This window comes from Ruegeria sp. BG7, assembly GCF_056535685.1.
Window position 1 is genome coordinate 2349176 of sequence record NZ_JBQFIU010000001.1, and the last position, 24908, is coordinate 2374083.

At 59.0% G+C, this 24908-nt stretch carries 15 protein-coding genes; 9 read left to right on the forward strand and 6 right to left on the reverse strand.

Annotation, left to right across the window (positions count from 1 at the left end):
- Positions 1 to 144 precede the first annotated feature (144 nt).
- Positions 145 to 1101, forward strand: a complete 957-nt coding sequence (locus ACR3EH_RS11635) for a DMT family transporter (protein ID WP_171184449.1) — start codon at positions 145 to 147, stop codon at positions 1099 to 1101.
- Here ACR3EH_RS11635 and ACR3EH_RS11640 read toward each other — a convergent pair.
- The gene (locus ACR3EH_RS11640; protein WP_171184447.1) at positions 1084 to 1659 is read right to left on the reverse strand and encodes a DUF1285 domain-containing protein; all 576 of its coding nucleotides are present in this window, start codon (positions 1657 to 1659) and stop codon (positions 1084 to 1086) included. The two genes, ACR3EH_RS11635 and ACR3EH_RS11640, sit on opposite strands and share 18 nt — an antisense overlap.
- 64 nt (positions 1660 to 1723) lie before the next feature.
- On the opposite strand from ACR3EH_RS11640, the gene ACR3EH_RS11645 reads away from it, so the two are divergent.
- From ACR3EH_RS11645 to ACR3EH_RS11660, 4 genes are read left to right on the forward strand one after another with little or no spacing between them, the layout of a single operon-like run.
- Positions 1724 to 2731, forward strand: a complete 1008-nt coding sequence (locus ACR3EH_RS11645; RefSeq protein ID WP_171093089.1) for an AAA family ATPase — start codon at positions 1724 to 1726, stop codon at positions 2729 to 2731.
- On the forward strand, positions 2728 to 3603 hold the full coding sequence (locus tag ACR3EH_RS11650) for a DUF58 domain-containing protein (RefSeq protein ID WP_171184445.1): 876 nt from the start codon (positions 2728 to 2730) through the stop codon (positions 3601 to 3603). The genes ACR3EH_RS11645 and ACR3EH_RS11650 overlap by 4 nt, the downstream gene beginning before the upstream one ends.
- Entirely contained in the window at positions 3600 to 6362 is a 2763-nt protein-coding gene (locus tag ACR3EH_RS11655) for a DUF4159 domain-containing protein (RefSeq protein WP_171184443.1), read from the forward strand. The genes ACR3EH_RS11650 and ACR3EH_RS11655 overlap by 4 nt, the downstream gene beginning before the upstream one ends.
- The gene (locus ACR3EH_RS11660) at positions 6359 to 8401 is read left to right on the forward strand and encodes a hypothetical protein (RefSeq protein ID WP_171093093.1); all 2043 of its coding nucleotides are present in this window, start codon (positions 6359 to 6361) and stop codon (positions 8399 to 8401) included. The genes ACR3EH_RS11655 and ACR3EH_RS11660 overlap by 4 nt, the downstream gene beginning before the upstream one ends.
- On the opposite strand, the gene pbpC is transcribed toward ACR3EH_RS11660, so the two are convergent.
- The gene (pbpC, locus tag ACR3EH_RS11665; protein ID WP_171184440.1) at positions 8398 to 10434 is read right to left on the reverse strand and encodes a penicillin-binding protein 1C; all 2037 of its coding nucleotides are present in this window, start codon (positions 10432 to 10434) and stop codon (positions 8398 to 8400) included. The genes ACR3EH_RS11660 and pbpC overlap by 4 nt on opposite strands.
- A gap of 36 nt (positions 10435 to 10470) precedes the next feature.
- Positions 10471 to 15897: an alpha-2-macroglobulin family protein gene (locus tag ACR3EH_RS11670; RefSeq protein ID WP_171648277.1), complete on the reverse strand. Its 5427-nt coding sequence runs from the start codon at positions 15895 to 15897 to the stop codon at positions 10471 to 10473.
- Between the two features lie 116 nt (positions 15898 to 16013).
- Here ACR3EH_RS11670 and ACR3EH_RS11675 point away from each other — a divergent pair, with 116 nt between their 5' ends.
- Positions 16014 to 18272, forward strand: coding sequence for a response regulator (locus tag ACR3EH_RS11675; RefSeq protein ID WP_171675826.1), 2259 nt, complete (start codon positions 16014 to 16016; stop codon positions 18270 to 18272).
- 84 nt (positions 18273 to 18356) lie between these two features.
- Here ACR3EH_RS11675 and yaaA read toward each other — a convergent pair whose 3' ends face one another.
- The 3 genes from yaaA to ACR3EH_RS11690 form a co-directional block, all read right to left on the reverse strand.
- The gene (gene yaaA, locus ACR3EH_RS11680; RefSeq protein ID WP_171184433.1) at positions 18357 to 19127 is read right to left on the reverse strand and encodes a peroxide stress protein YaaA; all 771 of its coding nucleotides are present in this window, start codon (positions 19125 to 19127) and stop codon (positions 18357 to 18359) included.
- Between the two features lie 133 nt (positions 19128 to 19260).
- Positions 19261 to 21300, reverse strand: a complete 2040-nt coding sequence (gene recQ, locus ACR3EH_RS11685; RefSeq protein ID WP_171184432.1) for a DNA helicase RecQ — start codon at positions 21298 to 21300, stop codon at positions 19261 to 19263.
- Between the two features lie 78 nt (positions 21301 to 21378).
- Positions 21379 to 21666 carry a YggT family protein gene (locus ACR3EH_RS11690; RefSeq protein WP_171178365.1) on the reverse strand — a complete coding sequence of 96 codons (288 nt, stop codon included), beginning with the start codon at positions 21664 to 21666 and terminating at the stop codon, positions 21379 to 21381.
- 127 nt (positions 21667 to 21793) lie between these two features.
- Between ACR3EH_RS11690 and ACR3EH_RS11695 the strand changes: the two genes are divergently transcribed.
- Genes ACR3EH_RS11695 through ACR3EH_RS11705 form a run of 3 tightly spaced genes read left to right on the forward strand, consistent with a single transcriptional unit; the run spans position 21794 to position 24878 of the window.
- Entirely contained in the window at positions 21794 to 23161 is a 1368-nt protein-coding gene (locus ACR3EH_RS11695; protein ID WP_171184430.1) for an MFS transporter, read from the forward strand.
- Complete coding sequence (gene mepA / locus ACR3EH_RS11700) at positions 23158 to 24021, forward strand: penicillin-insensitive murein endopeptidase (protein ID WP_171093108.1); 864 nt, start codon at positions 23158 to 23160, stop codon at positions 24019 to 24021. Before ACR3EH_RS11695 ends, mepA begins: the two co-directional genes overlap by 4 nt.
- Positions 23994 to 24878 (forward strand): esterase-like activity of phytase family protein, encoded by an 885-nt coding sequence (locus ACR3EH_RS11705; protein ID WP_171184428.1) that lies wholly within the window; start codon positions 23994 to 23996, stop codon positions 24876 to 24878. Before mepA ends, ACR3EH_RS11705 begins: the two co-directional genes overlap by 28 nt.
- The last annotated feature ends 30 nt before the right edge of the window (positions 24879 to 24908 follow it).

Genomic DNA, 24908 nt, shown 5'->3' on the forward strand with positions numbered 1-24908 from the left:
CGTCACGCCTTTTCCGGGGAAGAGACTGAAAACGACAAGTTGTCGAAAACCGGCCAGATCATGTCCGCAGGATCAGTGACCGTCACGCCATACCAGCGAATCATTTCCAGGCTGTAACAACAAAAAAGGTCTGATCCCATGGCCATGAGCCCTGAACCCGCAAGCGGGAACGCGGCATCGTTCTCATCTGCGCGCAGTTCGGCCCTGTCGGGCAACGGACTGGCCGTGGCGTCGATGATGGCTTGGGCGGCCGGGTTTCCTGCGGCCGACGTGCTTTTGCAAAGCTGGCCCCCAGTTGCTCTGCTGGCGGCGCGCCTGGCTTTGGCTGTCGGTGCGATGTTACCGCTCTGGTTTATTCTTGACGGACCAAGCCGCGTATTGAGGGCGAAATGGGGCCGGGCAATGTTTGTTGGCAGTTTTGGGTACGGGATCGGCATGTTCCTTTTGATCCTTGCTCAGAAGTTAACAGACCCGGTAACCGTTGCAATTATTGCGTCCTGCGCGCCGCTGGCAGCAACGTTGCTTGAACTTGCCGCTGGCACCCGGCGTTTAAAGTGGAACTTTGCCATTGGCGTGCTGGTGTCGATTGTGGGCGGATTGATTGCCACCAGCGCCAATGCTCCGGCGCAACTGGGGCTGGGCGCTGTCTGTGCAATTGCGTCAACCGGACTTTTCTGCTGGGCCAGCATGGCGACGGTTCGCGACTTTCCCGAGCTCAGCCAAACCGGGCGCACCACGATCACCTTTACAGGTGGGTTGCTGATGGCCGGGGTTCTTTGTTTTGGGTCCGCGCAAATGGGTATGGATGTGATGCCGCGCGCAGCAGTGGATGCGCAGCAGGTTGGGATGCTTATGATCTATGCGCTGATTGCCATGGGGCTGAGCCAGGTTCTTTTCATCGCGTCAGTTGGTAAACTGGGCGTTGCCTTAGCGTCGTTCCATATCAACATCGCACCGTTTTACGTGATGCTGATCATGCTGATGCTGGGGGATGACTGGAACTGGACCCGCGCGCTGGGCGCGGGTGTCGTCGCTTTGGCCGTTGTCTTGGCGCAGGACCGCGCGCCTCGACGGTGCCGAGGATCAGCCAAGCTCGGTTGACGGGATCAGCCCAAAGAACTTTTGTCCAGACCAAACGCCAAACCAGCCGTCGTGATGGGTGCCAATCTCAACGAGGCGATAGAAACTTTTGCGATCTATGCGTGCTTCAAGATCGGAACGGATCATGATGTAGGGTGAAGGTTCGTTTGTCACCGGGTCGATAACGATCCGGATCGGATGACCTGAACCTGCAACAGCGTGATCGCCTACATGAGTAGTAAAGGTCAGGTTTTGCTGCTCGCCTTCGCCATCTCGATCAAAATCCACGGCGACAAACGGGGCGTCTTCAACAGTGATTCCCACCTTCTCGACCGGGGTGACGAGGAAGTATTTCCCGTCTTCTTTCTTAAGAATTGAGGAAAATAGCTTCACCAGCTCGAAACGGTTGATGGGTGAGCCTAAGTAACTCCAGGTGCCATCTTTTGCGATATGGATGTCCAGATCGCCGCAAAACGGGGGATTCCATAGGTGAACGGGCGGTAAACCCTTGGTTTTGGCCGCTTTGACTGATGCAGCCAGACCATCCGGCGACGGTTTCACAGGTTTTTGTCCGCTCATTGCTTTTGCCATTTCCTCTTAGCGCGATACACTTCAATCATATTAGTCCACAGAAGGGAAAGTCATGACCGAACCTGCCGACCTCGTAGCCGAGATCGAAGCGCTGGAAAACAAGCTGCAAGAGGCCAAGTCCTCGATCACCCGTCGCTTCATCGGGCAGGAAAGGGTTGTGGATCTGACCCTGACCGCGCTGTTGTGCGGTGGTCATGCCCTGCTGATCGGTTTGCCGGGGCTGGGAAAAACGCGGTTGGTCGAAACGCTGTCGACTGTGATGGGCTTGAACGGCAACCGCATTCAGTTCACGCCCGACCTGATGCCCGCAGATATTCTTGGGTCCGAGGTTCTGGATACTGCCGATGACGGTTCACGGCATTTCCGTTTTATCTCCGGCCCGATCTTCTGCCAGTTGTTGATGGCGGATGAGATCAACCGCGCCAGCCCGCGAACGCAGTCGGCTTTGCTGCAAGCGATGCAGGAACGCACGGTGACAGTGGCGGGTGAAGATCGTTCGCTGGGAACGCCCTTCCACGTATTGGCCACGCAAAACCCGATCGAACAGGAAGGCACCTATCCGCTGCCCGAGGCGCAGCTGGACCGTTTTCTGGTTCAAATCGACGTCGAATACCCGGATCGGCAGACCGAGCGCGATATTCTGCTGGCCACAACCGGTGTGGAAGAGGAAGAGGCGCATCAGATTTTCAGCAAAGAAGACCTGTTGGCGGCCCAAGTCCTGCTGCGCCGGATGCCAGTGGGTGAATCGGTGGTTGAACTGATCCTTGATCTGGTTCGCGCGTTCCGCCCTGAGGAAGCAGGCGTGTCCGAACGCGTTTCGGAAACCGTGGCCTGGGGCCCCGGCCCCCGCGCGGCGCAGGCGCTGATGATGACGGTGCGGGCACGTGCGATGTTGCAGGGGCGGTTGGCTCCGAATGCCGAGGATGTTCTGGACATGGCGCGCCCGGTGCTCAGCCACCGGATGGCGTTGAACTTTGCGGCGCGGGCGCGCGGTGACAGCCTTGCCGAGCTGATTGACTCGACGGCTGCCGGTCTGATCCGCACCGAGGCCGCGGCGTGAATGCGGCGCTGACCCTTCGCGAAAGATCCGAGGCCGAGGCGTCCCGGCTGCCGCCCCTTTTGGCGCGGGCCGAGCATTTGGCCGGAACCGTCCTGTTGGGCGATCACGGGCGGCGGCGCTCGGGTATGGGCGATGATTTCTGGCAATACCGCCCCGCGCAAATCGGGGACAGCCGCAGGATGATCGACCACCGCCGTTCGGCGCGGGGGGATCAGCAGTTTGTGCGCGAGCGCGAATGGCAGATCGCGCAATCGGTGATGCTTTGGGTCGATCAAGGTGCGTCTATGCGGTTTTCGTCTGACAAATCGCTGCTAACAAAGGTGGATCGCGCCCGGTTGTTGGGGCTGGCAACCTCGATCTTGCTGGTACGCGGCGGAGAACGTGTCGGCCTGACCGGCACAACCCTGCCGCCCCGGCGCGGCAACGCGCAGATCATCCGTTTGGCGCAAGCCTGGTCTGAAGATGATCAAACGGATTACGCCCCGCCTGAACACCGTGCCATGATCCCCCATGCCCGCGCCGTGTTTATCTCGGATTTCCTTGGTCCCTTGGATGAGGTTGAATTGGCCCTGACCAAAGCAGCTGACCGCGGCGTGCGCGGTGTGGTGTTGCAAGTGCTTGATCCAGTCGAAGAGACATTTCCGTATCGGGGCCGGACGATTTTCGAAAGCGTCGGAGGATCTGTCCGACACGAAACCCTCAAGGCGGCTGAGTTGCGGGACCGCTATTTGGAACGTCTTGCACGCCGCAAGGATGCCCTGACGCAGTTGTGCCGTGCAACCGGCTGGCAACTGGGCTTGCACCATACGGGCGATAGCGCACAAGCGGCTCTATTGTGGCTCTATCGGGCCCTGGATGGGGGCACGCGATGACGGTTCTTGCGGGCATAGGCTTTACCGCGCCATGGGTTTTGCTGGGGCTTTTGACCCTGCCGATCCTATGGCTGATTCTGCGCGCTGTACCGCCCGCACCGATCCGCCGGATGTTCCCGGCTGTTACGCTGTTGTTGGGGCTGAAGGATGACGAAAGTGTTTCGGATCGTACCCCATGGTGGTTGTTGCTGCTGCGGATTTTGGCGGCTGCGGCCATTATCATCGGTCTGGCCGGACCGGTTCTGAACCCATCGCGGGATGAGACCGGCACCGGTCCGCTGTTGCTGGTGCTGGATGCCAGTTGGGCTGGTGCAACGCGCTGGTCGGCTACGCTGGACCAGATAGACACTCAACTGTCCGAAGCCGGACGTGCAGGACGAACTGTTGCGATTCTGCGCCTGACAGAGCCGGAAGAACCCGTTTTTCAAGCGGCCGAGGCATGGCGCGGGCGCCTTCCGGGACTGACCCCAAACCCTTGGCAACCGACCGCAGATCAGCTTTCGCAAACCATTGCGGCACTGGACGAGGTTGAAGGCGGCTTTGAAACGCATTGGTTCAGCGACAGGTTGGACTATGCCCAACATGCAGGGTTGGTTTCTGCCCTTCAGGCGCGTGGTGATGTGACGGTCTATCAGGGGGCATCAAGGCCCATTGCGATCCTGCCGGCAGCCTATCAGGACGGGCTGATCCAATTGACGGTTCAACGCGCGGGTCCCGGCCCGGAAGAACGGGTGACGGTTCTGGCACAGGGGCGCGATCCGGCAGGCACGGCGCGGGTGCTGCATTCGGTCGACCTGACCTTTGAAGCCGGGGAAACCACGGCGCAGATCGAACTGGCACTGCCGTCGGAATTGCGCGCTCGGATCACGCGCTTTGAAATTCAGGGCCAAAGATCAGCCGGGGCCGTGACCCTGACAGATGACAGCTTGCGTCGGCGTGAGGTTGCGCTGATTGCCGGCACCCTGAACCGTGAAGGGCTGGAGCTGTTGTCGCCTCTGCATTACCTGACACAGGTTCTGATCCCCACGGCAGATTTTGTCGATGGTGGTCTGCTTGAGGTTCTGCCTGCGAACCCGGACGTGATTGTCCTGTCGGATGTCGCGCAAATGTCGGATACCGAAGAGGCCGGTCTGATCGAATGGGTCGAACAGGGTGGCCTGCTGCTGCGGTTTGCTGGTCCGCGCATGGCAGCCAGCGATCTGGGGCGGGACACCGAAGACACCCTATTGCCCGCACGTCTGCGCAGCGGCGGACGATCTGTTGGTGGCGCGATGAGCTGGGGTGAGGCCAAGACCCTGGCCCCGTTCCCCGAGAATTCACCGTTCTACGGATTGGATATCCCGGGTGATGTGGTCGTCTCGACCCAGGTCATGGCTCAACCAGACCCTAATCTGGCGGATCGCGTGATTGCGTCTTTGTCCGACGGAACGCCATTGGTAACGCGCAAGGCGTTGGGATTGGGGCAGGTGGTGCTGTTCCACGTGACCGCAGATGCAGAATGGTCCAGTCTGCCGCTGTCGGGCCTGTTTGTCGAAATGCTGGATCGTCTGGCCGTGGCCTCGGCTGCGAAATCCCGGCAAGAGGCGCAGTTGCAGGGCACCACGTGGGAGCCGGTGCAGATCATGGACGGTTTTGGCACATTGTCTGACGCGGGCACGCTGGTTGGTGTGGACGGGGTGCAGTTGATTTCAGGGCAGATCGGGCCGGATCTACGTCCGGGCCTGTATGAAAGCGGCAAGCAGAAGCTGGCGCTGAATGTTGTTTCCGAGGATAGCGAACTGCGTCCGGTGGTCTGGCCAGCCAATGTGCCGATCAAAGGGCAAGAGGCCAGCACCGAAACGCCGCTGTCAGGTCTGCTGCTTAGCCTTGCCCTGATCTTGCTTACAATCGACGTGATCGCCTCTTTGGCTCTGTCCGGCCGGTTGGGTTTGGCTCGTGCTGCTGCCGGGGTTCTGGCGGCGTTTCTGCTGGTGCCCGAGGTTCAGGCGCAGACGCCGGAAGACACCGAATTCGCCTTGGCGGCGACGCATGAACTGGTTCTGGCACATGTGCTGACCGGCGACGCACAGGTGGACGATATTGCGCAGGCAGGGTTGCGGGGATTGGCACAAACCTTGTTCTATCGCACTTCGGTGGAACCCGCTGAACCAATCGGCGTCGATCTGGAACGCGATGAGCTGGCATTCTTTCCGCTGCTGTACTGGCCGATTTCCCCAAGCCAGCCTCAACCTTCTGCTGAAGCTTATGCGAAACTGAACGCCTATCTGCGCTCGGGTGGGATGATCCTGTTTGACACGCGTGATGCGGACATCGCTGGTTTCGGCGCGTCCAGCCCGAATGGCCGCAAGCTGCAGCAACTGGCTGCACCGCTGAATATCCCTGCATTAGAGCCGATTCCACGTGATCACGTTCTGACCAGAACGTTCTATCTGTTGCAGGATTTCCCGGGCCGTTACTCTGGCACAGAAGTCTGGGTGGAAGCTGCGCCACTGGATGCGGAACAGATCGAAGGGATGCCGTTCCGCAACCTCAATGACAACGTGACCCCGGTCGTCATCGGTGGGAATGACTGGGCCGGGGCCTGGGCAGTGGATCGCAACGGGCAGGCTCTGCTGCCTGTCGGGCGCGGTTACGCCGGAGAACGGCAGCGAGAACTGGCCAATCGTTTTGGCGTCAATCTGGTGATGCACGTGCTGACCGGGAATTACAAATCCGATCAGGTCCACGTGCCCGCCCTTCTGGACAGGCTAGGACAATGACCGGAACCGTCATATTCGACCCACTGATCCCGTGGCCTATTCTGGCCGCTGTGGGTGCGATTGCCGTGGCTGGGGTTGTGTTGGCCCTGTGGCGTGGCCTGTCGGGCTGGGCGCTACGTGGGTTGGCGGCTCTGGTGGTTCTGGCGGCTCTGTCCGGTCCGGTTTATCAGATCGAAGATCGCGCACCGCTGACAGATATTGTCCTGATGGTCGAGGATGAAAGCGCCAGCCAGTCGCTTTCGGACAGGGCGGAACAAACCGCACAGGCTGCCGAGGAACTCGCTGCCGAGATTGAGGGGCGCAACAACACGGAACTGCGCCGCATTCAGGTTGGCGACGGGGACGGGGATGAAGGCACGCAGGTTATGGCCGCCCTGAATGAGGCTTTGGCCGAAGAACCCCGTGCCCGGATCGCTGGTATCCTGGTGGTGTCAGACGGGATTGTGCACGATGTCGATCAGGCCCCGGACCTGCCCGCACCGATGCACCTTCTGCAAACCGGGCGTGAAAGTGACTGGGATCGTAGGCTTATCGTCCGCAATGCGCCGGCGTTTGCCATTATTGGCGAGCCGGTCACATTGACCCTTCGGGTGGAAGACAGTGGTGCTGCACCTGCGGGCGCGGCGACTGCGCCACTAGAGATTTCGGTCGATGGCGGCGCACCCGAGCAGTTCAGTGTTCCCATTGGTCGTGATGTAGAACTGCCCATCACGCTGCCCCATGGCGGGCGCAACGTGATCCAATTTTCTGTGCCGCAGGCCGACGGTGAATTGACCGACCGAAACAACACTGCCCTGATCCAGATGAATGGCGTTCGGGATCGTCTGCGCGTTCTACTGGTCTCGGGGGAGCCGCATCCCGGTGGACGCACATGGCGCAACCTGTTGAAATCCGACAGCTCGGTCGATTTGGTACATTTCACAATTCTGCGCCCACCTGAGAAACAGGATGGTGTGCCTGTTGATGAGCTGTCCCTTATCGCCTTTCCCACGCGTGAGCTGTTTCTGGAAAAGATCAACGATTTCGATCTGATAATCTTTGACCGTTACAAGCGGCGCGGCATCCTGCCAGCGATCTATCTGGACAACGTTACCAGTTACATCAATGACGGGGGCGCGGTTCTAATTGCGGCAGGTCCCGATTTCGCCAGTGCCGATAGTATCTTCCGATCTCCTCTGGCGCCGATCTTGCCGGCGCAGCCTTCGGCACGAGTGTTCGAAGAACGGTATGTGCCAATGGTCAGCGACTTGGGGCAACGTCATCCGGTGACAACCAATCTGGGCGATTCCGAGGATTGGGGGGCGTGGTTGCGTCAGATTGACGTGAATCACCGCTCGGGCGAGGTTTTGATGACAGGTATTGAAGAACGCCCGCTGCTGGTTCTGGATCGCGTTGGCGAGGGGCGCGTTGCGATGCTGGCCTCCGACCACGCTTGGCTGTGGAGCCGCGGTTTTGAAGGTGGTGGCCCGCAGTTGGAACTGCTGCGCAGGCTGGCCCATTGGATGATGAAGGAACCCGAATTGGAAGAAGAGGCGCTGTGGGCCGAGGCCAACGGGCAATCGATGCGCATCATTCGCCAGACGCTTGAAGATGAGGTTGGGCCAGTGACGGTGACGCGCCCGAATGGCGAGACTTTGGAAATCACCTTGGAAGAAGTTTCTCCCGGTCGGTTCGAAGCACAATACTATGGGCCAGAGATCGGACTGTACCGGTTGCAGGAAGGCGACCATATGGCCGTGATTGGCCTTGGCCCTGCTGCACCGAAGGAGTTTGAGCGTACCATCGCAACCGGCGATGTTCTGGAACCGATCTTGGCCAATATGCGGGGTGGCGTGATCCGTTTGGAAGACGGTTTGCCATCCATCCGCGACGTGCGCGCAGGGCGTCCTGCGGCTGGCCGGGGTTGGATCGGTCTGACCCCACGAAATGCGTATGAAACACGGGATGTTACGCAGGCGGGTCTGTTGCCGCCCTGGCTGGTTCTGCTACTGGCAGGAGGGTTCCTGTTGGGCGGTTGGCTGCGCGAAGGGCGGCGCTAATCAATCCTGATTGCTGCCCGGTCCGATTGGCCCTGCGCATCCACCACAACAAGCAAGGTGAAACCGGCCCCCGGGTTGGGGATATCGAACTCTCGCTGCCGCTGTCCAGTCAGCACGGGCACACCATCCGCCAGCACTGAAAATGGCGCGACACCCCCGCGCAGTTTGACCGTTAGGGGTGCTCCAAATGTCTCTAACACGGCGTTTTCAGGCGGGAACAGCAGGTCCGGCGCCGAAGGATCATTTTCAAAAGCCGCCGTGCGGGGGCGGAAACGTTGCAAGGGTTGGGGCAATTGCGCAGCGCCGACCAGCAAGGTCGAGGGCGGCGGCGGACGCAGCGGGGAAAGCGCGGGTTTCAGCAGGCTGAAGGCTTCGGCCAGAAGCGGTGCGGCGAGATCGCCTCCGAACGCGCCGGGAACTGGCGTTCCGTCCGCACGACCCAGCCAGACCCCAATGACATGCTGCCCGTCAAAGCCGATGGCCCAGGCATCGCGGTGGCCATAAGATGTGCCGGTTTTATAGGCCAGCGCCCCTGTCGCACCGCCTGCTGGGGGTGAAAGCCCGGCCAGAATGTCGGCAACCTGCCAGGCAGAGGTTTCTGACAGAACGCGCGGAGTTTGCCGCGTATCCGCCAGAGCGTCATGATGCAGGATCGGGCCTTGCCCACCGGCTGCAAGAGTGGCGTAAATCTGTACCAGATCGCGCAGGCTCAACCCCACACCGCCCAATGAGATCGCCAATCCGGGCGTGCCGCCGTTCAGACGTGGTTCTGATCCAGCCAAGCGCAGCGCCGTCATCACGCGCGCAGGTCCCAACGCGTTTGTCAGACGCACAACAGGAATGTTCAGTGATAATTGCAGAGCGTCCCGAACCCTTACATCGCCCCGGAATGCGCCATCAAAATTGCGCGGGGCGTATCGACCGAACATTACGGGGCTGTCGCTGATCAGGGTCTCGGGGTGGGCCAGTCCCTGATCGAAGGCCAGCCCATAGACCAGTGGTTTCAAAGTTGATCCAGGCGACCGCAGCGCTTGGGTCATATCCACAAAGCCCTGACGGGCATCCTGATACCCGGCGGACCCGACCGAGGCCAAAACCTCACCACTGCGGTGATCCGCGACGATCAAGGCCCCGGATACGCGCGGCCCGGCACGGATAGCGGCTTGGGCCACCAAACCCTCCAACCGGGCCTGCAACCGGGCGTTCAACGTCAAATCGACCGCGCCGGTTGCCGGGGTCAGACGTTTCACGCGGTCGGTCAGGTGCGGCGCCAGACGCGGGAAGGTTCGCATGTGGTCTGGAATGGTTTCTGCTATGGCCGCGCTGGTTTCAGCCGCAGTCAGGGTGCCATATCGCTCGAGCCTGCGCAGAACCCGGTCACGGGCTACTCGGGCTGTCTCTGGCTGACGATCCGGGCGCCGAGCTTCCGGGGATTGCGGCAATGCGATTAACAGGGCCGCCTGTGCTGCGGTCAACCGAGTTGCGTCTTTTCCAAACCATGCACGGGTACCGGCTCGGATACCTTCCAGATTGCCCCCATAGGGTGCGTGGGTCAGATAGAGGGTCAGGATTTGCCGTTTGCTTAACTGCTGCTCCAGGGCCAATGCGACTCTAATTTGACGAATTTTACCGCTCCAGCGCCCGGTTGAGCCATCTTCGATCAGCCGCGCGACCTGCATGGTCAAGGTTGACCCACCGGACACCGTGCGTCCATTCCAAAGGCTTTGCCCCACAGCGCGAAGCATCGCAACCGGGTCCACTCCGGCATGTGTCCAGAACCGTTTGTCTTCGTACCGGACGAGCATTGCGGTGAAATTCGGATCGACCGCACCGGGATTCAGTCTCCAAATCCCATCTTCAACGGGAAACGCACGCAAAAGGTCGCCATTCCGGTCCTGCATCTCGACTGATGTTTCGGTCAGAACAGGGGGAAGAACTGTGGCATCGACCCAGCGGTGCAGACCGTCCCGTGCCAGTGCCGTCAGATAGAGGGCACCGGCCAGAGCCAGCAGAAGCCTCGACGGCCTATGCATGACAGCCACCCGGGCAGTGATATAGCGCGGTGCAAATCACTGAACCTCGATCCGGCCAGTCGCTGTATGCGCGCGGTTTTGCGGGCGGTACATATCCTCGACCGAGGCTGCAGGATGATGGAAGACACCCGGCGTAACAGCGCGCGCGACGTAGGCCAGCGTCACTGTTTCTCGCCCGGACAGATCAACAGCGGCGAGGAAACGGTCCGAGCGGAACTCGGTATGGGTGGCATCGGACAGATCCAACCAGTCAAGCGAACGCACATCGCCTGAACGCAACAGGCTGGGGTTGTCGATTTCGATCCCTGCGGCAAGTGGATCATCGACCATCAGCCGCGCCCCGCCACTTTCGAACGGGGTCACTGTCAGAACCGTGACAAACCTTTCACCGGTTTCAAAGCTGTTGGCGTCAATCGGATCGCCATCCATCGAGTAATATTGCCGTTCGATCGAATAACCGGTGCCACCCGCCTCCGGCGGAACCTCAGGAATCCCGGTGACTGTCAGGGTGATGTCCGTTGCTTGGCCGTCACTTGCCGTGATATTGACCTCATCCACCTGACCAGACTGCAGAACCTGCACAAACGGACCAGACACCTGAGAGCCGTTGACGGTCAAGCCCGATCCAGTCGGATCAGACACCAGCGCATGGGCGGCCAAAAGCGACCACGTTGCCTCTTGCGTGGACAATGGGGCGCGACCGGCGCTGACACGTTGGATCAGTGCGTCGCGATTGACGGCCTCGCTGCCCGCGCCCACGGCAAGGGTCAACAGACCCGCCGAATCCCGCAGGTGTGTGCCGTAATCCGCGCGCCAGTAATTTTCCTGCTCATCGGGGACCTGTTCCAACATGCGAGCGGCACGGTTGAACATCGCATCCGCCCGAGTCTGATCGCCATAAGATGCCAGCGCTGCGCCCAATTGTGCAGCTGCCAATGGGGTGTCAAACGCATCCCCTTTGACATCTGCATAGTAACGCAGATCACCCATCGAGGCTGCGCCTTCTCGTGCCAGAACCATCAGGGTATAGGCAATATCCTGACCGCCTTCGTCGAAGTCGGGCGCATAGTTGACCCTGTTTCGAAGGTTATCCATGGCCTGGGCAAAGGCGCGATCCGGCACTGGGTATCCCTGAGCGCGCGCACGGGACAGGAAGTCTGTCACGTAAGCGTCCAACCAGAAATCTCCGCTGTCCGCGCGCCACAGGCCAAAGGCACCATTGGCAGCCTGACGGGTCAGGACGCTGCGAATGGACTCTGTGATGCGCCGATCCACCACCGGACCGTCCCCCAGCCCCGAGGCTTGCGCGACGGATGACAGATAAAGCAGCGGCAGGGCTTTGCTGGTGATCTGTTCCGTGCAGCCATAGGGGTAACGGTTCAACTGATCCAACAGACCGGGCGTGTCGAACTTTGCCAAAGCTCCGGCAGATAGGATGGCCTTGGCCGAACCGGGCTGGAACCCGTCAAATACGTCCTGCGAAAACAGGAAACTGTCGTCGCCCCCCAACGCGAAACGTCGTGTCTGTGCAATCACCGGATCGTTGGCACGTACGGGCATGCGCAGGGTTTGCGACAGGTCGCGGCCGTCCGGTGTGGTGATCGAAACACTGATTTCGGGATCGCCAACAACGCTGGCTGTGACGGGGATGTCAAAGATCGCCTTGCCACCGTTTTCCAACACAAAGCTGGTCGGTGCCGCGCCCAGCTCCAATCCACCGGAAGCCGTCAGACCAAGTGCCATCTCTCCGGGTGTGCCATCGGCATGAACGATCTCAAGCCGCATTCGGCTTTGATCTCCGGGGGCAAGGAAGCGCGGCAGGCTGGCGGTGACGACCACCGGATCGCGGACGATCATATCGGCTTCGGCCTGCCCGACCGCTTTGGGTGACCACGCAACCGCCATCAATCGGACAGTGCCATTGAAGGCGGGTAGGGGAACGTCCACCTCAACCTCTCCGTCCGGGCCGACCTGAACCGGGCCGCTGAATACGGCCATCAAGTCTTGCGTCGGAGGTGGGGATTGGCGACGCAAGCCGTTGTCGGCGTCACCGCCGGAACGGACGGTGCCCATCGCTCCGGTCATGCCGTCGATCAGGCGCCCGTAAACGTCGCGCAGATCCACGCCAAGACGGCGTTGCCCAAAGTAATATTCCTGCGGATCCGGGCTTTCGAATCCAGTCAGGTTCAGAATGCCCACATCCACTGCAGCCAGTGTCAGCCAGACAGGGTCATTCTCCGAGGCGTTCTCGACCCTAACACGGGCCTTTTGCGTTTGCTGTGGCGATGTGACCTCGGGCACATCAATTGCGACGTCCAGTTTGCGATCTGCTGGATCAATGGTGGCATGTGCTACACCCATCGCACGCGCCGGGTTTTGACCTGCTACGACGTTCATCGGACGGATGACCGTGGCGGTGACATACGCCCCCGCACCCCAATCTTCGGTCACTTGGATCGGGATCACGGTTTCACCTTCCGGCACGTCCACCATCTGGCGATGGATCAGCCGGTTGGACAGGATTTCGATCTGGGCAACGCCCGCCATGCGCGGGACGATCCGCAACTGCGCGGTATCACCTGCGCGATAGCTGTCACGGTCCAGCGACATCTCAAGCCGGTCCGGTGTAGTTGACGCATCCGCGGCCTGATACCAGCCTGCATAGAAATCGACGGCGGTTTCGGCATATGTGCCGTCGACGCGCTGGACGACCAGTTCATAACGGCCCCAATCCACGGGCTGCGCCAGAGTCAAAGGATCGGTAGAGATGTCCACTTCGCCGGTGGCAATGCGCGTGCGGCGGGTTGTCGGTTCCCAATTCCAGTTGCCGTACAGCTGATACCACTGATACCGCGTCTCGACCCGGTTCAGAGTCCAGCGCAGGCGCATAGGGCTGGGCGTTAGATCAGGAGCGAGGGCGACGATCTGAAACGCAGCTTCGGTACCTTCGGGAACAACCTCTTCGAACAAAGTTTTGACACCGATCGCCGGCTGCGGTGGCAGGACCGGAGCAGACAGGCGACGTTCAACCGGACGGCCAGAGCCATCGGTCAATCGTGCGATGATTTCAGCCTCAATGGGCTTTCCTTCAGTCTCTAACACTGGAATTTCGACGGCTACGGTGGCCTGTCCCGCCGCATCCGTGCGCGTGTTTCCGAAATACGTGCTTTTGATCACGGCCTCAGCATCGTAGCGGCCAAAGCGGTAACCTTCGTACCCCAGAACGGTATCCGCGGCGCGCGCGATGACCTGTCCGTCAATGCTCAGGTCAGATCCCGGCGCACCAAAAAGATAGCGCGCATCTATGGAAAGCGGTGGGCTATCGCCGGGCCGCAAGGGCGCGTCGGGTAGGGACAGATCGAAATCGATACGTTCAGGCAGAAAGTCCTCGACCAGCACCGTCTGACGCGCCAGTGCCTCGCCTTTGGGGTCAGATTTGATCTCAAGCTTCCAGGCCCCACGCGGTACGTCTACGGCCACAGGCAGTGCAAAAACATGCCCCCCGACAACGCCCCCGTCCGAGACAGATCGACGGTATTCAACCCCGTCCGGGCGATACAGGATCGCTGTGAGGGGCAGCCCTACGATTGCCTGTGCCTCACCATCTCGGGACAGCGCGGTGACATGGATGACCTCTCCGGCACGATAGGCACCCCGGTCCGTGGTCAGGAAGACATCAACCGGCCCCGCAGGCGCGCGCCCTTCAACGCCGCGATCCGACAGGTCAAAGGCGGGATCGGTGAGGGACAAAAAGCTGAAATCGCTGTCCCCGGCAGAGGCCATCACCAAGGCAGGCGCACTGGCCCCTTTTCCGCGGATCAGGCCGGGATCGAAGGTGGCATAGCCGGTTTCATCGGTCCGCGCGGTTGCGATGACCGCGTTTGCATTAGTGACCAGCGAAACCTCGACATCCTGACGGGGTGCCGCATCGCTGAGGCCGCGCACCGTCACGTGAAGCCCATCTGTGCCAAGTGCGGTGCTGATCCCCAGATCGGACAACACAAACCATTGCGTCGCGCCGGGGTCGTCATAAGGATCAGCCCCGGGAACACGGGCTGTCAGCGCATAGATGCCTGCAGACTGACCAGCGATGGCCTCTGCCATAGGAAGGCGCGCTGTCATGGTTTGGTTCAACTGATTGGATACCTCGGCAGTGCCGGTCCAGATATCCTCGGCAATCTGGTCCGAGAATTCCTCTTCCTGCCATTCACTGAGCGGACGGCCAAAGAAGTCCTGTTGCACCGCGCGCAACAGGTTCCGGTCGCTGACCCGCCGCAGGATCAGCTCCAGCTCAGTAACGTTGACCGTTTCGACCGGCAAAGCCGCATCCGCAGATTTCGGAAGAACATAGCTGCGTCCGGGAAACCGAACCGACGGTGTGCGGTCGCGTACATAGTGGGTCAGTTCAACGTTGCGATTCAATGCCTCACCCGAAGCGGCAGGCAAACCTTGGCGTAAAGTCAGGCGATAGCGCTGGCCATGCGCGACCCCATCTACGCAAAGCTGCTTTTCGTCGACCTGAACAACCAAGCCGGTGTCATTGCGCTGCACATAGGGATCGTAGTCAACACCGGCCTTGACAAGAGGTTCCGAAAACTCAACACAGATCCGGGGCGCGACCGCGTCGCTCTCGACCGAGGTATCGACCACTCGAAACCCGTATTTCCCGATTGCATCATCCAGCGCGGCCAGTACGTCCTCACGCGGCTGAAGCTGTTCGGCCAGCCGAAGAGCGGGGATCATGTCGCGGCCACGGTCCACGGCTTCCAGAGCGTTGGCCAAAGTCATCAAGGCCGTGATTTGTGATCCCGTGCCCTCGGACCGCAAATAACCATTGATCGCGGCATTCAGTGCACGGTTTCGAAGATCGCGCCGCTCGTTCCAGCCTGAGGGATTAATGGTCAGCAACAGGCGCGCGTATTCCACCCAAAGATCCGGTGCATCGCTGAGAGACACGGCAACACCGGTCCATTGCATCGCTTGTGTCGCACTGCCCGCGCTATTCGCTGCGTCCAACACAGCTTGCAGGTCGTAACCGCCGGCAGGATGCAGGAATCCCAGGTTGCGCGCCTGATCTGTCGCCCGATTCAAATCAGCAGAACCCAGCACGCTCAACGCCGCCGCACGGGTTTTGCCCAATATCAGAGCCTGTTCCGAAGTCGTTACCTTTTGCGCGGAAAGCGCACCCTGATACGCCTCTTGCTGGGTCACCCCGTCCTTGGGAAAGCAGGCATTGGATCGCGTGTTATAGGTGAAAGCTGTGCAGCGATCATTGGCCGAGCAAGCCCGAATGCATGATTTCAGATCTGTGTCAAACAGCGCATCCAGATCTGACCCATAAAAATCGGTATCCCGCGTGGTGATATAGCGGAAGTCAGGCACGGCGTTCTGCGCCAGAGCGGTGACGGGCAGGATCAAGAGTGAAAAGATATAAGTTATTGAAATAAAAACAAAGCGGTGCATGCTGCCCTCCTCTTTGTGCTCAGCCTTGCATGGCGCGCGCCGGTTGCGCAACGGCTTAAACAGTTTTTCATTCTCTGCCGCGATGCTGAAATCTGTACATCCCGGAAAAGATCACAATGAGTCTTGCACAAAAATTGGCACAGGAGCGGCGCGCGCGGCTGGCCGCCGAGCGTATGTTATCGCTGAAACAGGCCGAGCTTTCGGCGGCCAACCGGAAACTCGGCCAGCATGCCATGGCTTTGACCAAACGTATCGGTGAAACACAGGCCGAGGTCGAAACCGTCCGGGATGAGAATGAAAAGGTCAAATCCGATCTGACCGTAGCTCATGCCAAGATCGAGGTGGCAGAACGTCGTCTGTGGCACTCAATTCAGACCATCCAGGACGGTTTTGCTTTTTTTGACTGCGATGGTCGCCTGATCGGGGCCAACACCGCTTATCTAAGTGTTTTGGATGGTTTGGATGAGGTGGTGCCCGGGATAACTTATCCTCGAATTCTTGAATTGCTGACAACCGAAGGCATTGTTGACATTGGGGATGAAACCGCTGACGCGTGGCGCGCCAAGATGCAAATGCGTTGGAAGCGTGCCAATCCGCCACCGATCGTGTTGCAACTGTGGAATGGGCAATACATTCGTCTGATCGACCAACGGGGAAGCGGCGGCGACGTTGTCAGCCTTGCGCTTAACATCACGGCTTCGGTGCGACATGAGACCGAACTGACAGCAGCGCGTGAACGGGCGGAGGCGGCCAACCGCGCCAAATCCGCGTTCTTGGCTAACATGAGCCACGAAATCCGCACTCCGATGAACGGCATCGTCGGGATGAGCGAGTTGCTGGACGAAACCCCTTTGAATGAAGAACAGCGCTTGTACGTCAATACGATCAGAAACTCAGGTGAAGCCCTGCTTGTGATTATCAATGACGTTCTGGATTATTCGAAAATCGAAGCTGACAAACTTGTCCTGCACCCAGAGCACTTCGACCTAGAGCGCTGTATTCTAGAGGTTGCGATGCTGTTGCAGCCCAGCGTACGCGACAAGGGTCTGACATTGCTGGTAGATTATGATTTGTTCCTGCCCACTCTGTTCGTCGGTGATCCGGGCCGGATTCGGCAGGTTTTAACCAACTTGGTTGGCAATGCGGTCAAGTTCACGTCCGAAGGGCACGTTTTGATCCGTGTCACTGGTGTGCCTCATCCAGATGCACAAACCTGCGATATTCATGTAGCCATCGAAGACACAGGCATCGGAATCGAGCCTGAAAAAATCGGCCATATCTTTGGCGAGTTCAATCAAGTTGAAGACGAACGCAACCGCCAGTTCGAAGGTACGGGGCTGGGGTTGGCCATCACCAAACGCCTGATTTCCATGATGGGCGGCGCGGTCTGGGTCGAAAGTGAGATGGGGCAGGGGTCCTGTTTTGGGTTTCGCATATCGCTGCCCACCGCCGAAGGTCCGCAACCCGAACCTCCAGATCTGAAAGATTGTGTGAAACACGTCATGGTGGTCGAAGATCTGGCCGTAAACCGGGCCATCCTTGCGAAGCAGCTTGGCCGCCTGGGTGCTGAAGTCACCGTTTGTACTTCGGGGGGGGAAGCGCTGGCCAAAATAACTGATCGGGTTGAGCTGGTCTTGTGCGATCACGACCTGCCGGACATGGACGGGTTGGACCTTGCAACCTCGCTCAAAGACCGGGGCTGGGGGGATCTGCCTGTGATCGTGATGTCCGCAAATCCCGCTTTGATACACGCCCATCCGGCGCGCGACCTGGTGAGCGGCGTTTTGCAGAAACCAATCCCCCGGTCTGAACTCTATGGCAGGCTGATGGCTCTCAAAGCGTCTTCTACGGCTGATTGCTTGGCCAAACCGAAAATTTATGAGTCTAATAAGGACAAAACCAAAGAAACCAATACCCGTCACATGAAAATTCTCGCGGCGGAAGACAACCGTACCAATCAACTGATCCTGAAAAAGATGGTAAAGGATTTGAATATCGACCTGCGCTTTGCATCGCATGGCCTCGAAGCGGTTGAGATCTATCAGGAGTTCGAACCCGATCTGATATTCATGGATATCTCTATGCCAAAAATGGACGGGAAACAGGCCACCACGGAAATCCGAAAGCTCGAGGTCGAAACCGGCCGACACGTCCCCATTGTTGCCTTGACCGCTCACGCGATGGCAGGGGACGATGAGGGGATCCTATCTGCCGGGCTCGACCATTACCTGACTAAACCTCTGCACAAGACACTCATCCATCAAATGATCCTGCAACATCAACCAGACGACGTGACCCGCGTTGATGAAACCAATCCTGAAGAGACCAGCAGAGGCTGTAGTGACAACAAACATGATCCTGCTTCATCTGGCTAAATATACCTCGGGGAGCGCGAGGGGCTGACCCCTCGCTTCCTTCCTGACACGCAATCAATGATCTTTGTTGTTTTACAGATGTTTTCAGGCCGCATAGGGTCTAACAAAGACCGGTTTGTCCTCTTCTGACAGGTCCGCGCGATAGGCATAACCGCCTGTGTCGAACTCCAACAAAGCCTTGGGGTTGGTCAGGCGGTGCTGGATGATGTAACGCGCCATCGCACCGCGTGCTTTTTTAGCAAAGAAACTGACGATTTTCGGGGTGCCGTTCTTATCTTCCATGAACACCGGCGTGACGACACGCAGTTTCAGCGCATTTGGGTCAACCGCGCCAAAATATTCCTGGCTGGCGCAGTTGATAAGAACATCGCTGCCAATTTCCGTGCCTTGTGCATTCAGCGCTTTGCTGAGCTGGTCGCCCCAGTAGTCATAAAGATTCTTGCCGCGCCGGGTTTTCAACTTGCTGCCCATCTCCAGCCGATAAGGCTGAATCGCATCCAGCGGTCGCAGCATGCCGTAAAGTCCCGAGAGGATGCGAAGGTGATCCTGGGCCCATGCCATTTCGTCCGCATCCAGAGATGCAGCCTCTAAACCTTGATAAGTATCGCCAGCAAAGGCCAGCGCTGCAGGGCGCGTAGCCTCGGCCTCGGGCGCGTCCACAAAGGCGCGATAGCGGTCGCGGTTCAGGCGTGCCAGATCGTCGCTCAGGCTCATCAGCTTTTTCAGGTCGCCAAGTGTCAGGTTCCGTGCGGTCTTTGACAGCCGGATCGCGTCATCCTGAAAGTCGGGCTGTGTGACCGCGACATCCCGCTCTGCCCAATCCAGCCGCTTGGCCGGGGAAATCACTACCAGCATATCCGCCCTCTTTCCTTGCCTGATTTGGTGTATCTAGGTCGTTTTGCGTTTTACCAAAAGTGCTTTTGTCGAAAGGCGCGGTCGACCATAGGGAGAGGCAGCGTCTTTTGACAGCATTGAAACGCAAAACGAACTAGCCCGCCTCACGCAGCACGTCCAGAAAGGCAGCGCCAAACCTTTCGTGACGCCGATCACCCAACACTGTCTCGATCCCGCGCGGATCATCCGGCCGCATCTGCGCCACCTTCGCCAGTTGCGAGGCCGAGCAGGTCAGCGGCTTATCTATCCCATCGGGGCCGCGCGATAACTGAGACTGTACTTCGAGCAAACGATCGTAAATCTCACCTTGGTCCCGCCCCGCCAGTTTGCGGCGGGCTGGGTGCACGGCCTCAACCGCGCCTGCGATGACTTCAAGGAAGGTGTCGCCATAGCGTTCCAGCTTTTTGGCACCAACACCGCCAACACGCGCCATGTCATCCAGTGTAGCGGGGCGTTTTTCAGCCATTTCGATCAAAGTGCGATCAGGGAAGATCACATAGGCTGGCACACGTGCGGTTTCTGCCAAAGCGCGGCGTTTGGCCTTAAGTGCCGACAGCAACGGTGCGTCTTCCTCGGACACCATGGCTTTCACTGCGGGGCGGCGCGTGGCCTTTCGGATCGTGTCCTTGCGCAGGTTGATCTGCGCCTCGCCTTTCAGGATCGGCTTGGCAGCTTCGGTCATGCGTAACGCGCCATGGCGTTCTGGATCAGGGCGGACCAGATCATGCCCCATCATCTGCCGGAAAATCGCTTGCCATTGAGGGCGCGACCAGTCTTTGCCGATGCCCCAAGTGGACAGATCGTCGTGACGACGCGCGCGTATTTTGTCGGTCTCGTTCCCCAGCAGAATATCGATCAGATGGCCCGCGCCGAACCATTCTTCGGTGCGCAAGATACAGGAAAGGGCCATGCGGACGGGGGTGGTGCCGTCGAAGACCTCGGGCGGCGTGTCGCACAGATCGCATTTCCCGCAAGGTTCGGCCTGTTCGCCGAAATAGCCCAACAGAGTTTGACGGCGGCACACCAGCGCCTCGGCCAGACCCAGCAAAGCGTTCAGGCGGGCGTGGTCGGCCATGCGGCGCTCGGGCGGGGCCAACCCTTCGTCTATCTGCGACCGTCGCAGGCGGATATCGTCGGGGCCGAATAGGGTCAGCGTCTCGGCGGGGCCGCCATCGCGCCCAGCGCGGCCAATCTCCTGATAGTAAGCCTCGATGGATTTGGGCAGGTCCGCATGGGCGACCCAGCGGATATCGGGTTTGTCGATGCCCATGCCAAAGGCAACCGTGGCAACGATGATCAGACCATCCTCGCGGGCGAAGCGCGCCTCGACGATGCGCCGGTCCTCGGGATCCATACCGCCGTGATAGTGGCAGGCGGTGTGGCCTTCGTCGCGCAAAGCCTTGGCCAGCACTTCGGTCTTGTTGCGGGTGCCGCAATAGACAATGCCGGATTGACCCTTACGGGCAGCGGCGAAATCGAGGATCTGTTTACGCGGCCCGTCCTTGGCAGCAAAAGCCAGATGGATGTTGGGCCGGTCAAACCCACGCAGAAACTTGTGTGGTTCGATGCCGTCAAACAGTTTTTCGACAATCTCGTCTTGCGTCTCTGCATCCGCCGTGGCGGTGAAGGCAGCAAGAGGGACGTCCAGCGCGCGCCGAAGTTCACCGATCCGCAGGTAATCCGGGCGGAAATCGTGGCCCCACTGGCTGACGCAATGCGCCTCGTCCACGGCAATCAGGCTGACATTGATCCGGCGCAGCATGCCTAACGCCGACCCGGCCGCCAGACGTTCCGGTGCCATGTAAAGTAGCTTGAGCCGTCCGGCCTCCAAAGCTTCCCACACCGCGTCGGTTTCTTCAGGTGTGTTGCCCGAGGTCAGCGCCCCGGCCTCGACCCCGGCCTCCTGCAACCCACGCACCTGATCACGCATCAGGGCGATCAGTGGCGATATCACTACGGTCACGCCATCTCGCAGCAGGGCGGGCAGCTGAAAACACAGAGATTTACCGCCCCCGGTCGGCATGATCGCAAGCACGTTTTCGCCAGCGGTCACGGCATCGACTATCTCTTCCTGTCCGGGGCGGAAGTCATCGAATCCAAAGACATCTCGCAGCAAGGGTGCGGAGTCGAACATCTGCGGGGTTGCCCTGTTTTAAGGTTTATCTGCTCTTAAGACAGGACAATCACATACTAAGATTCGGTGAACAAGAGGTCAGTAGAAATAGGGTGCATTGTTGATCAGGATGATCCGCAGCGCATAGACCCCGATCAGGACCACCAAAGGTGTCAGATCCAGCCCGCCCATATTGGGCAGGATGCGACGGATTGGGCCGTAAATAGGCTCTAATATGCGGTTCAACCCGTACCAGATTTGCGCAACCAGTTGCTGGTGCAAGTTGAGCACCTGAAAGTTGATCAGCCAGCTCATGATCACATGGGCCAGAATGATGAACCAGACAACGTCCAGGATCAGCAGCAGGATTTGGATCAGCGACAGCATGGGTTCTCCGTTTTCTTGTTGGCCGAGACCTAAGCACCACAGCGGCAAAGAGCAAGTGCCTGACACTCAACGCTTGCGAATTGAACCAAACCCCCGTCTTATAAACACAACAATAACAGAGGCAGAAATGGCAGAGATTTCCAAACGCAAGCGCATCTGGGGCTGGTGGTTCTTTGACTGGGCCAGCCAGCCGTATCACACGCTGTTGGTCACCTTTGTCTTTGGCCCATATTTTGCCGGGGTGGCAGCCGGGTATTACGCGAACAGTGGACTGGATGCCGAAGCCGCAGCCGCGCAGGCACAAACGGTCTGGGCGAACTGTTTGACGATCACAGGGTTAATCATTGCCTTTGGCGCGCCTTTGCTGGGGGCGATGGCGGATGTGTCGGGGCGGCGCATTCCGTGGATCTTTGCGTTTTCGGTTATGTACGCGGTTGGATCCGGCGCGTTGTGGTACACGATGCCCGATGGCTCGAACATGTGGCTGATGCTGTCGGCCTTTGGGCTGGGTTTCGTGGGCGCGGAATATGCGCTGATATTTATCAATTCTCAGCTACCTGATCTGGGCGACGACAGTGAAGTGGGCGAGATTTCGGGCTCGGGCTTTGCATTTGGCTATTTTGGCGGCCTGATCTCACTGGCGATCATGTTGGCGCTGTTTGTGGAACAGGCGAACGGCAAAACACTGATCGGAATGGAGCCTGCCTTGGGTCTAGATGCGGCGACCCGGGAAGGCACCCGTTTTGTCGGCCCGTTTACGGCTGCTTGGTTCATTCTGTTTATGGTGCCCTACTTCCTGTGGGTGCGCGATGACGCACCAAGTGACAAAACGGGCAGCGTGGGTGAAGCGCTGCGTCTGCTTGCAAAATCAGTGTCTAACCTGCGCCATCGCGTCAGTCTTGCCAGCTACCTCGGTTCGTCCATGTTCTTCCGTGATGCGCTGAACGGGCTTTACAGCTTTGGCGGTGTCTACGCGCGTTTGGTGCTGGAGTGGGACCTGATCAAGATCGGAATTTTTGGGATTGTCAGCGTTTTGGCAGCGGCGGCATTTTCCTGGATCGGCGGCAAGCTGGACAAGAAATACGGCCCCAAACCCGTGATCATCGTTGCGATTTGGGTTCTGATATTCGTCTGCGCCACTGTGGTCATGATGGATCGGACGCAAATCTATGGCATCCAGCTCGAAGAAGGATCCAGTTTGCCGGATATCGTTTTCTTCGGCTGCGGTGTGTTGATCGGTGGTATGGGCGGCATTCTTCAATCGGCCAGCCGCTCAATGATGGTGCGCCATACTGATCCCGAGGCTCCGGTGGAAAGCTTTGGGCTTTATGGTCTGTCGGGGCGCGCGACAGCATTTGCGGCACCGCTTTTGATCGGAATTGCAACAACCGTGACCGGCAGTGCCCGGCTGGGGGTGTCACCCATCGTTGGGTTGTTTATTCTGGGACTATTCCTGATGCGCTGGGTCAGACCGGAAGGGGATCAGAGCAGATGATTTTAAAGCGTTTTTTGATAATCGTGGCTGCACTTGCTTTGGCGGGTACAGCGACGGCAGAGCCGTTGGCAAAGCAGTTGTTCGGTGCGCAACGGGTCAATTCGCAACAAAAACCGGCCGCGTTCGGCAGTTATTCGCGCGGATGCGCCGCCGGATCAGTGCAATTGCCCGAAACCGGGGCCACTTGGCAAGCTATGCGTCTGTCACGCAACCGCAACTGGGGACACCCCGAGGCGATCGATTACGTCAAGGACCTCAGTAAGTTTGCCGCGAAACAGCCGGGCTGGAACGGTCTCTATATAGGGGATATCAGCCAACCACGGGGTGGCCCGATGACGTCGGGCCATCGGTCCCACCAGCTGGGTCTGGATATCGACATCTGGATGCTGCCCGGGGACAACATGCGTCTCAGCCGCAAAGCGCGCGAGAATATCTCTTCTATTTCTCTGCGTCGCGCAAATGGGGCTTTTGTCAACGGGAACTGGACGAAACAGCACCATGCTGTTCTGCGCGAAGCCGCCAAAGACAAGCGTGTCGCGCGTATTTTCGTCTTTCCCGGTGCTAAAGTACAAATGTGCAAGGATGAGAAGGGCAACCGCGCCTATTTGCGCAAGATCAGACCATGGTGGGGGCATCACTATCATTTTCACGTCCGTCTGAAATGCCCCCGAGGGTCGAAGGGTTGCGTCAATCAGGACCCGCCCCCCAAGGGCGATGGATGCGCTCAGGCGCAGGAATGGGTGAACAACATCCTCAATCCGCCGCCACCTGACCCAAATGCCCCAGCCCCCAAGAAACGCCGGGAATATGTTCTGGCTGATTTGCCACAACAATGCGCCGCCGTTTTGCAATCCAACTAAGCGTCTTTCTGTTTGCGGCCACGGCAGTTGTGGCGGTCGAAATCAAGTCCGCCACCCATCTGCACAGTTTTGAATGGAATAATCCGGCGGATTGGTTTGGTGGGTTTTCGGCGCTGCACGTTCTGGGCGACAGTCAACAGATACTGGTGCTGAGCGATCGGGCCAGAATAGCCACGGCTCGCGTCGAGCGGGACGGAGACCAGATCACCAGCATTTATGTTTTGGATCAATGGCGGGTCTTGTCCAGCCAGGGGAGCATTATGAAAGGTGGTGTAGGCGATTCCGAAGGGCTTGCGCTGGCACCAGATGGTGGGCTCTATATCTCGTTCGAAGGGGTGCACCGGATCGCCTATTATCCAGAGCCAGGTGCCAAGGCGCGAGTTTTGCCGCGACCCCCGGGCTTTAACGACCTCGCTGACAATGGGTCTTTCGAAGCTCTTGCCATCGATGTGCGCAGCCAGCTTTACACAATGCCGGAAAAAGACCGTACGGCTGAAGGGGACATCCCGGTTTACCGTTGGAACGGTGATGCATGGTCGATCCCATTTGTCTTGCCGCAGCGCGATGGTTTCAAACCTGTCGGCGCCGACTTCGGCCCGGACGGAAAGTTTTATGTGCTCGAGCGTACGCTGGGTTTTTTCGGCTTTCGCTCGCGGCTGCGTCGATGGGATGTGGCCGATGACGCACCCAGCGCCGAAGAGGTCCTGTTCGAAACAACAAAAGGCGCGCATGACAACCTCGAAGGGCTGTCTATCTGGCGTGACGGTCAGGGCCGTTTGCGGGCCACGATGATCTCGGATGACAACTTTCTGGCTCTGCAGCGAACCGAATTGGTGGAATATCTCCTGCCCGATTGACAGAGCCACGGCAAGGGTCTAAACGCACGG

What these genes read in the sequence shown, in the direction of transcription:
- ACR3EH_RS11695 (WP_171184430.1), top strand. Translation starts at nt 21,794, where the DNA reads ATGGCAGAGATTTCCAAACGCAAGCGCATCTGGGGCTGGTGGTTCTTT.
- ACR3EH_RS11635 (WP_171184449.1), top strand. Translation starts at nt 145, where the DNA reads ATGAGCCCTGAACCCGCAAGCGGGAACGCGGCATCGTTCTCATCTGCG.
- mepA (WP_171093108.1), top strand. Translation starts at nt 23,158, where the DNA reads ATGATTTTAAAGCGTTTTTTGATAATCGTGGCTGCACTTGCTTTGGCG.
- ACR3EH_RS11645 (WP_171093089.1), top strand. Translation starts at nt 1,724, where the DNA reads ATGACCGAACCTGCCGACCTCGTAGCCGAGATCGAAGCGCTGGAAAAC.
- ACR3EH_RS11670 (WP_171648277.1), bottom strand. Translation starts at nt 15,897, where the DNA reads ATGCACCGCTTTGTTTTTATTTCAATAACTTATATCTTTTCACTCTTG.
- ACR3EH_RS11675 (WP_171675826.1), top strand. Translation starts at nt 16,014, where the DNA reads ATGAGTCTTGCACAAAAATTGGCACAGGAGCGGCGCGCGCGGCTGGCC.
- ACR3EH_RS11705 (WP_171184428.1), top strand. Translation starts at nt 23,994, where the DNA reads ATGCGCCGCCGTTTTGCAATCCAACTAAGCGTCTTTCTGTTTGCGGCC.
- ACR3EH_RS11690 (WP_171178365.1), bottom strand. Translation starts at nt 21,666, where the DNA reads ATGCTGTCGCTGATCCAAATCCTGCTGCTGATCCTGGACGTTGTCTGG.
- ACR3EH_RS11655 (WP_171184443.1), top strand. Translation starts at nt 3,600, where the DNA reads ATGACGGTTCTTGCGGGCATAGGCTTTACCGCGCCATGGGTTTTGCTG.
- pbpC (WP_171184440.1), bottom strand. Translation starts at nt 10,434, where the DNA reads ATGCATAGGCCGTCGAGGCTTCTGCTGGCTCTGGCCGGTGCCCTCTAT.
- ACR3EH_RS11660 (WP_171093093.1), top strand. Translation starts at nt 6,359, where the DNA reads ATGACCGGAACCGTCATATTCGACCCACTGATCCCGTGGCCTATTCTG.
- recQ (WP_171184432.1), bottom strand. Translation starts at nt 21,300, where the DNA reads ATGTTCGACTCCGCACCCTTGCTGCGAGATGTCTTTGGATTCGATGAC.
- yaaA (WP_171184433.1), bottom strand. Translation starts at nt 19,127, where the DNA reads ATGCTGGTAGTGATTTCCCCGGCCAAGCGGCTGGATTGGGCAGAGCGG.
- ACR3EH_RS11640 (WP_171184447.1), bottom strand. Translation starts at nt 1,659, where the DNA reads ATGAGCGGACAAAAACCTGTGAAACCGTCGCCGGATGGTCTGGCTGCA.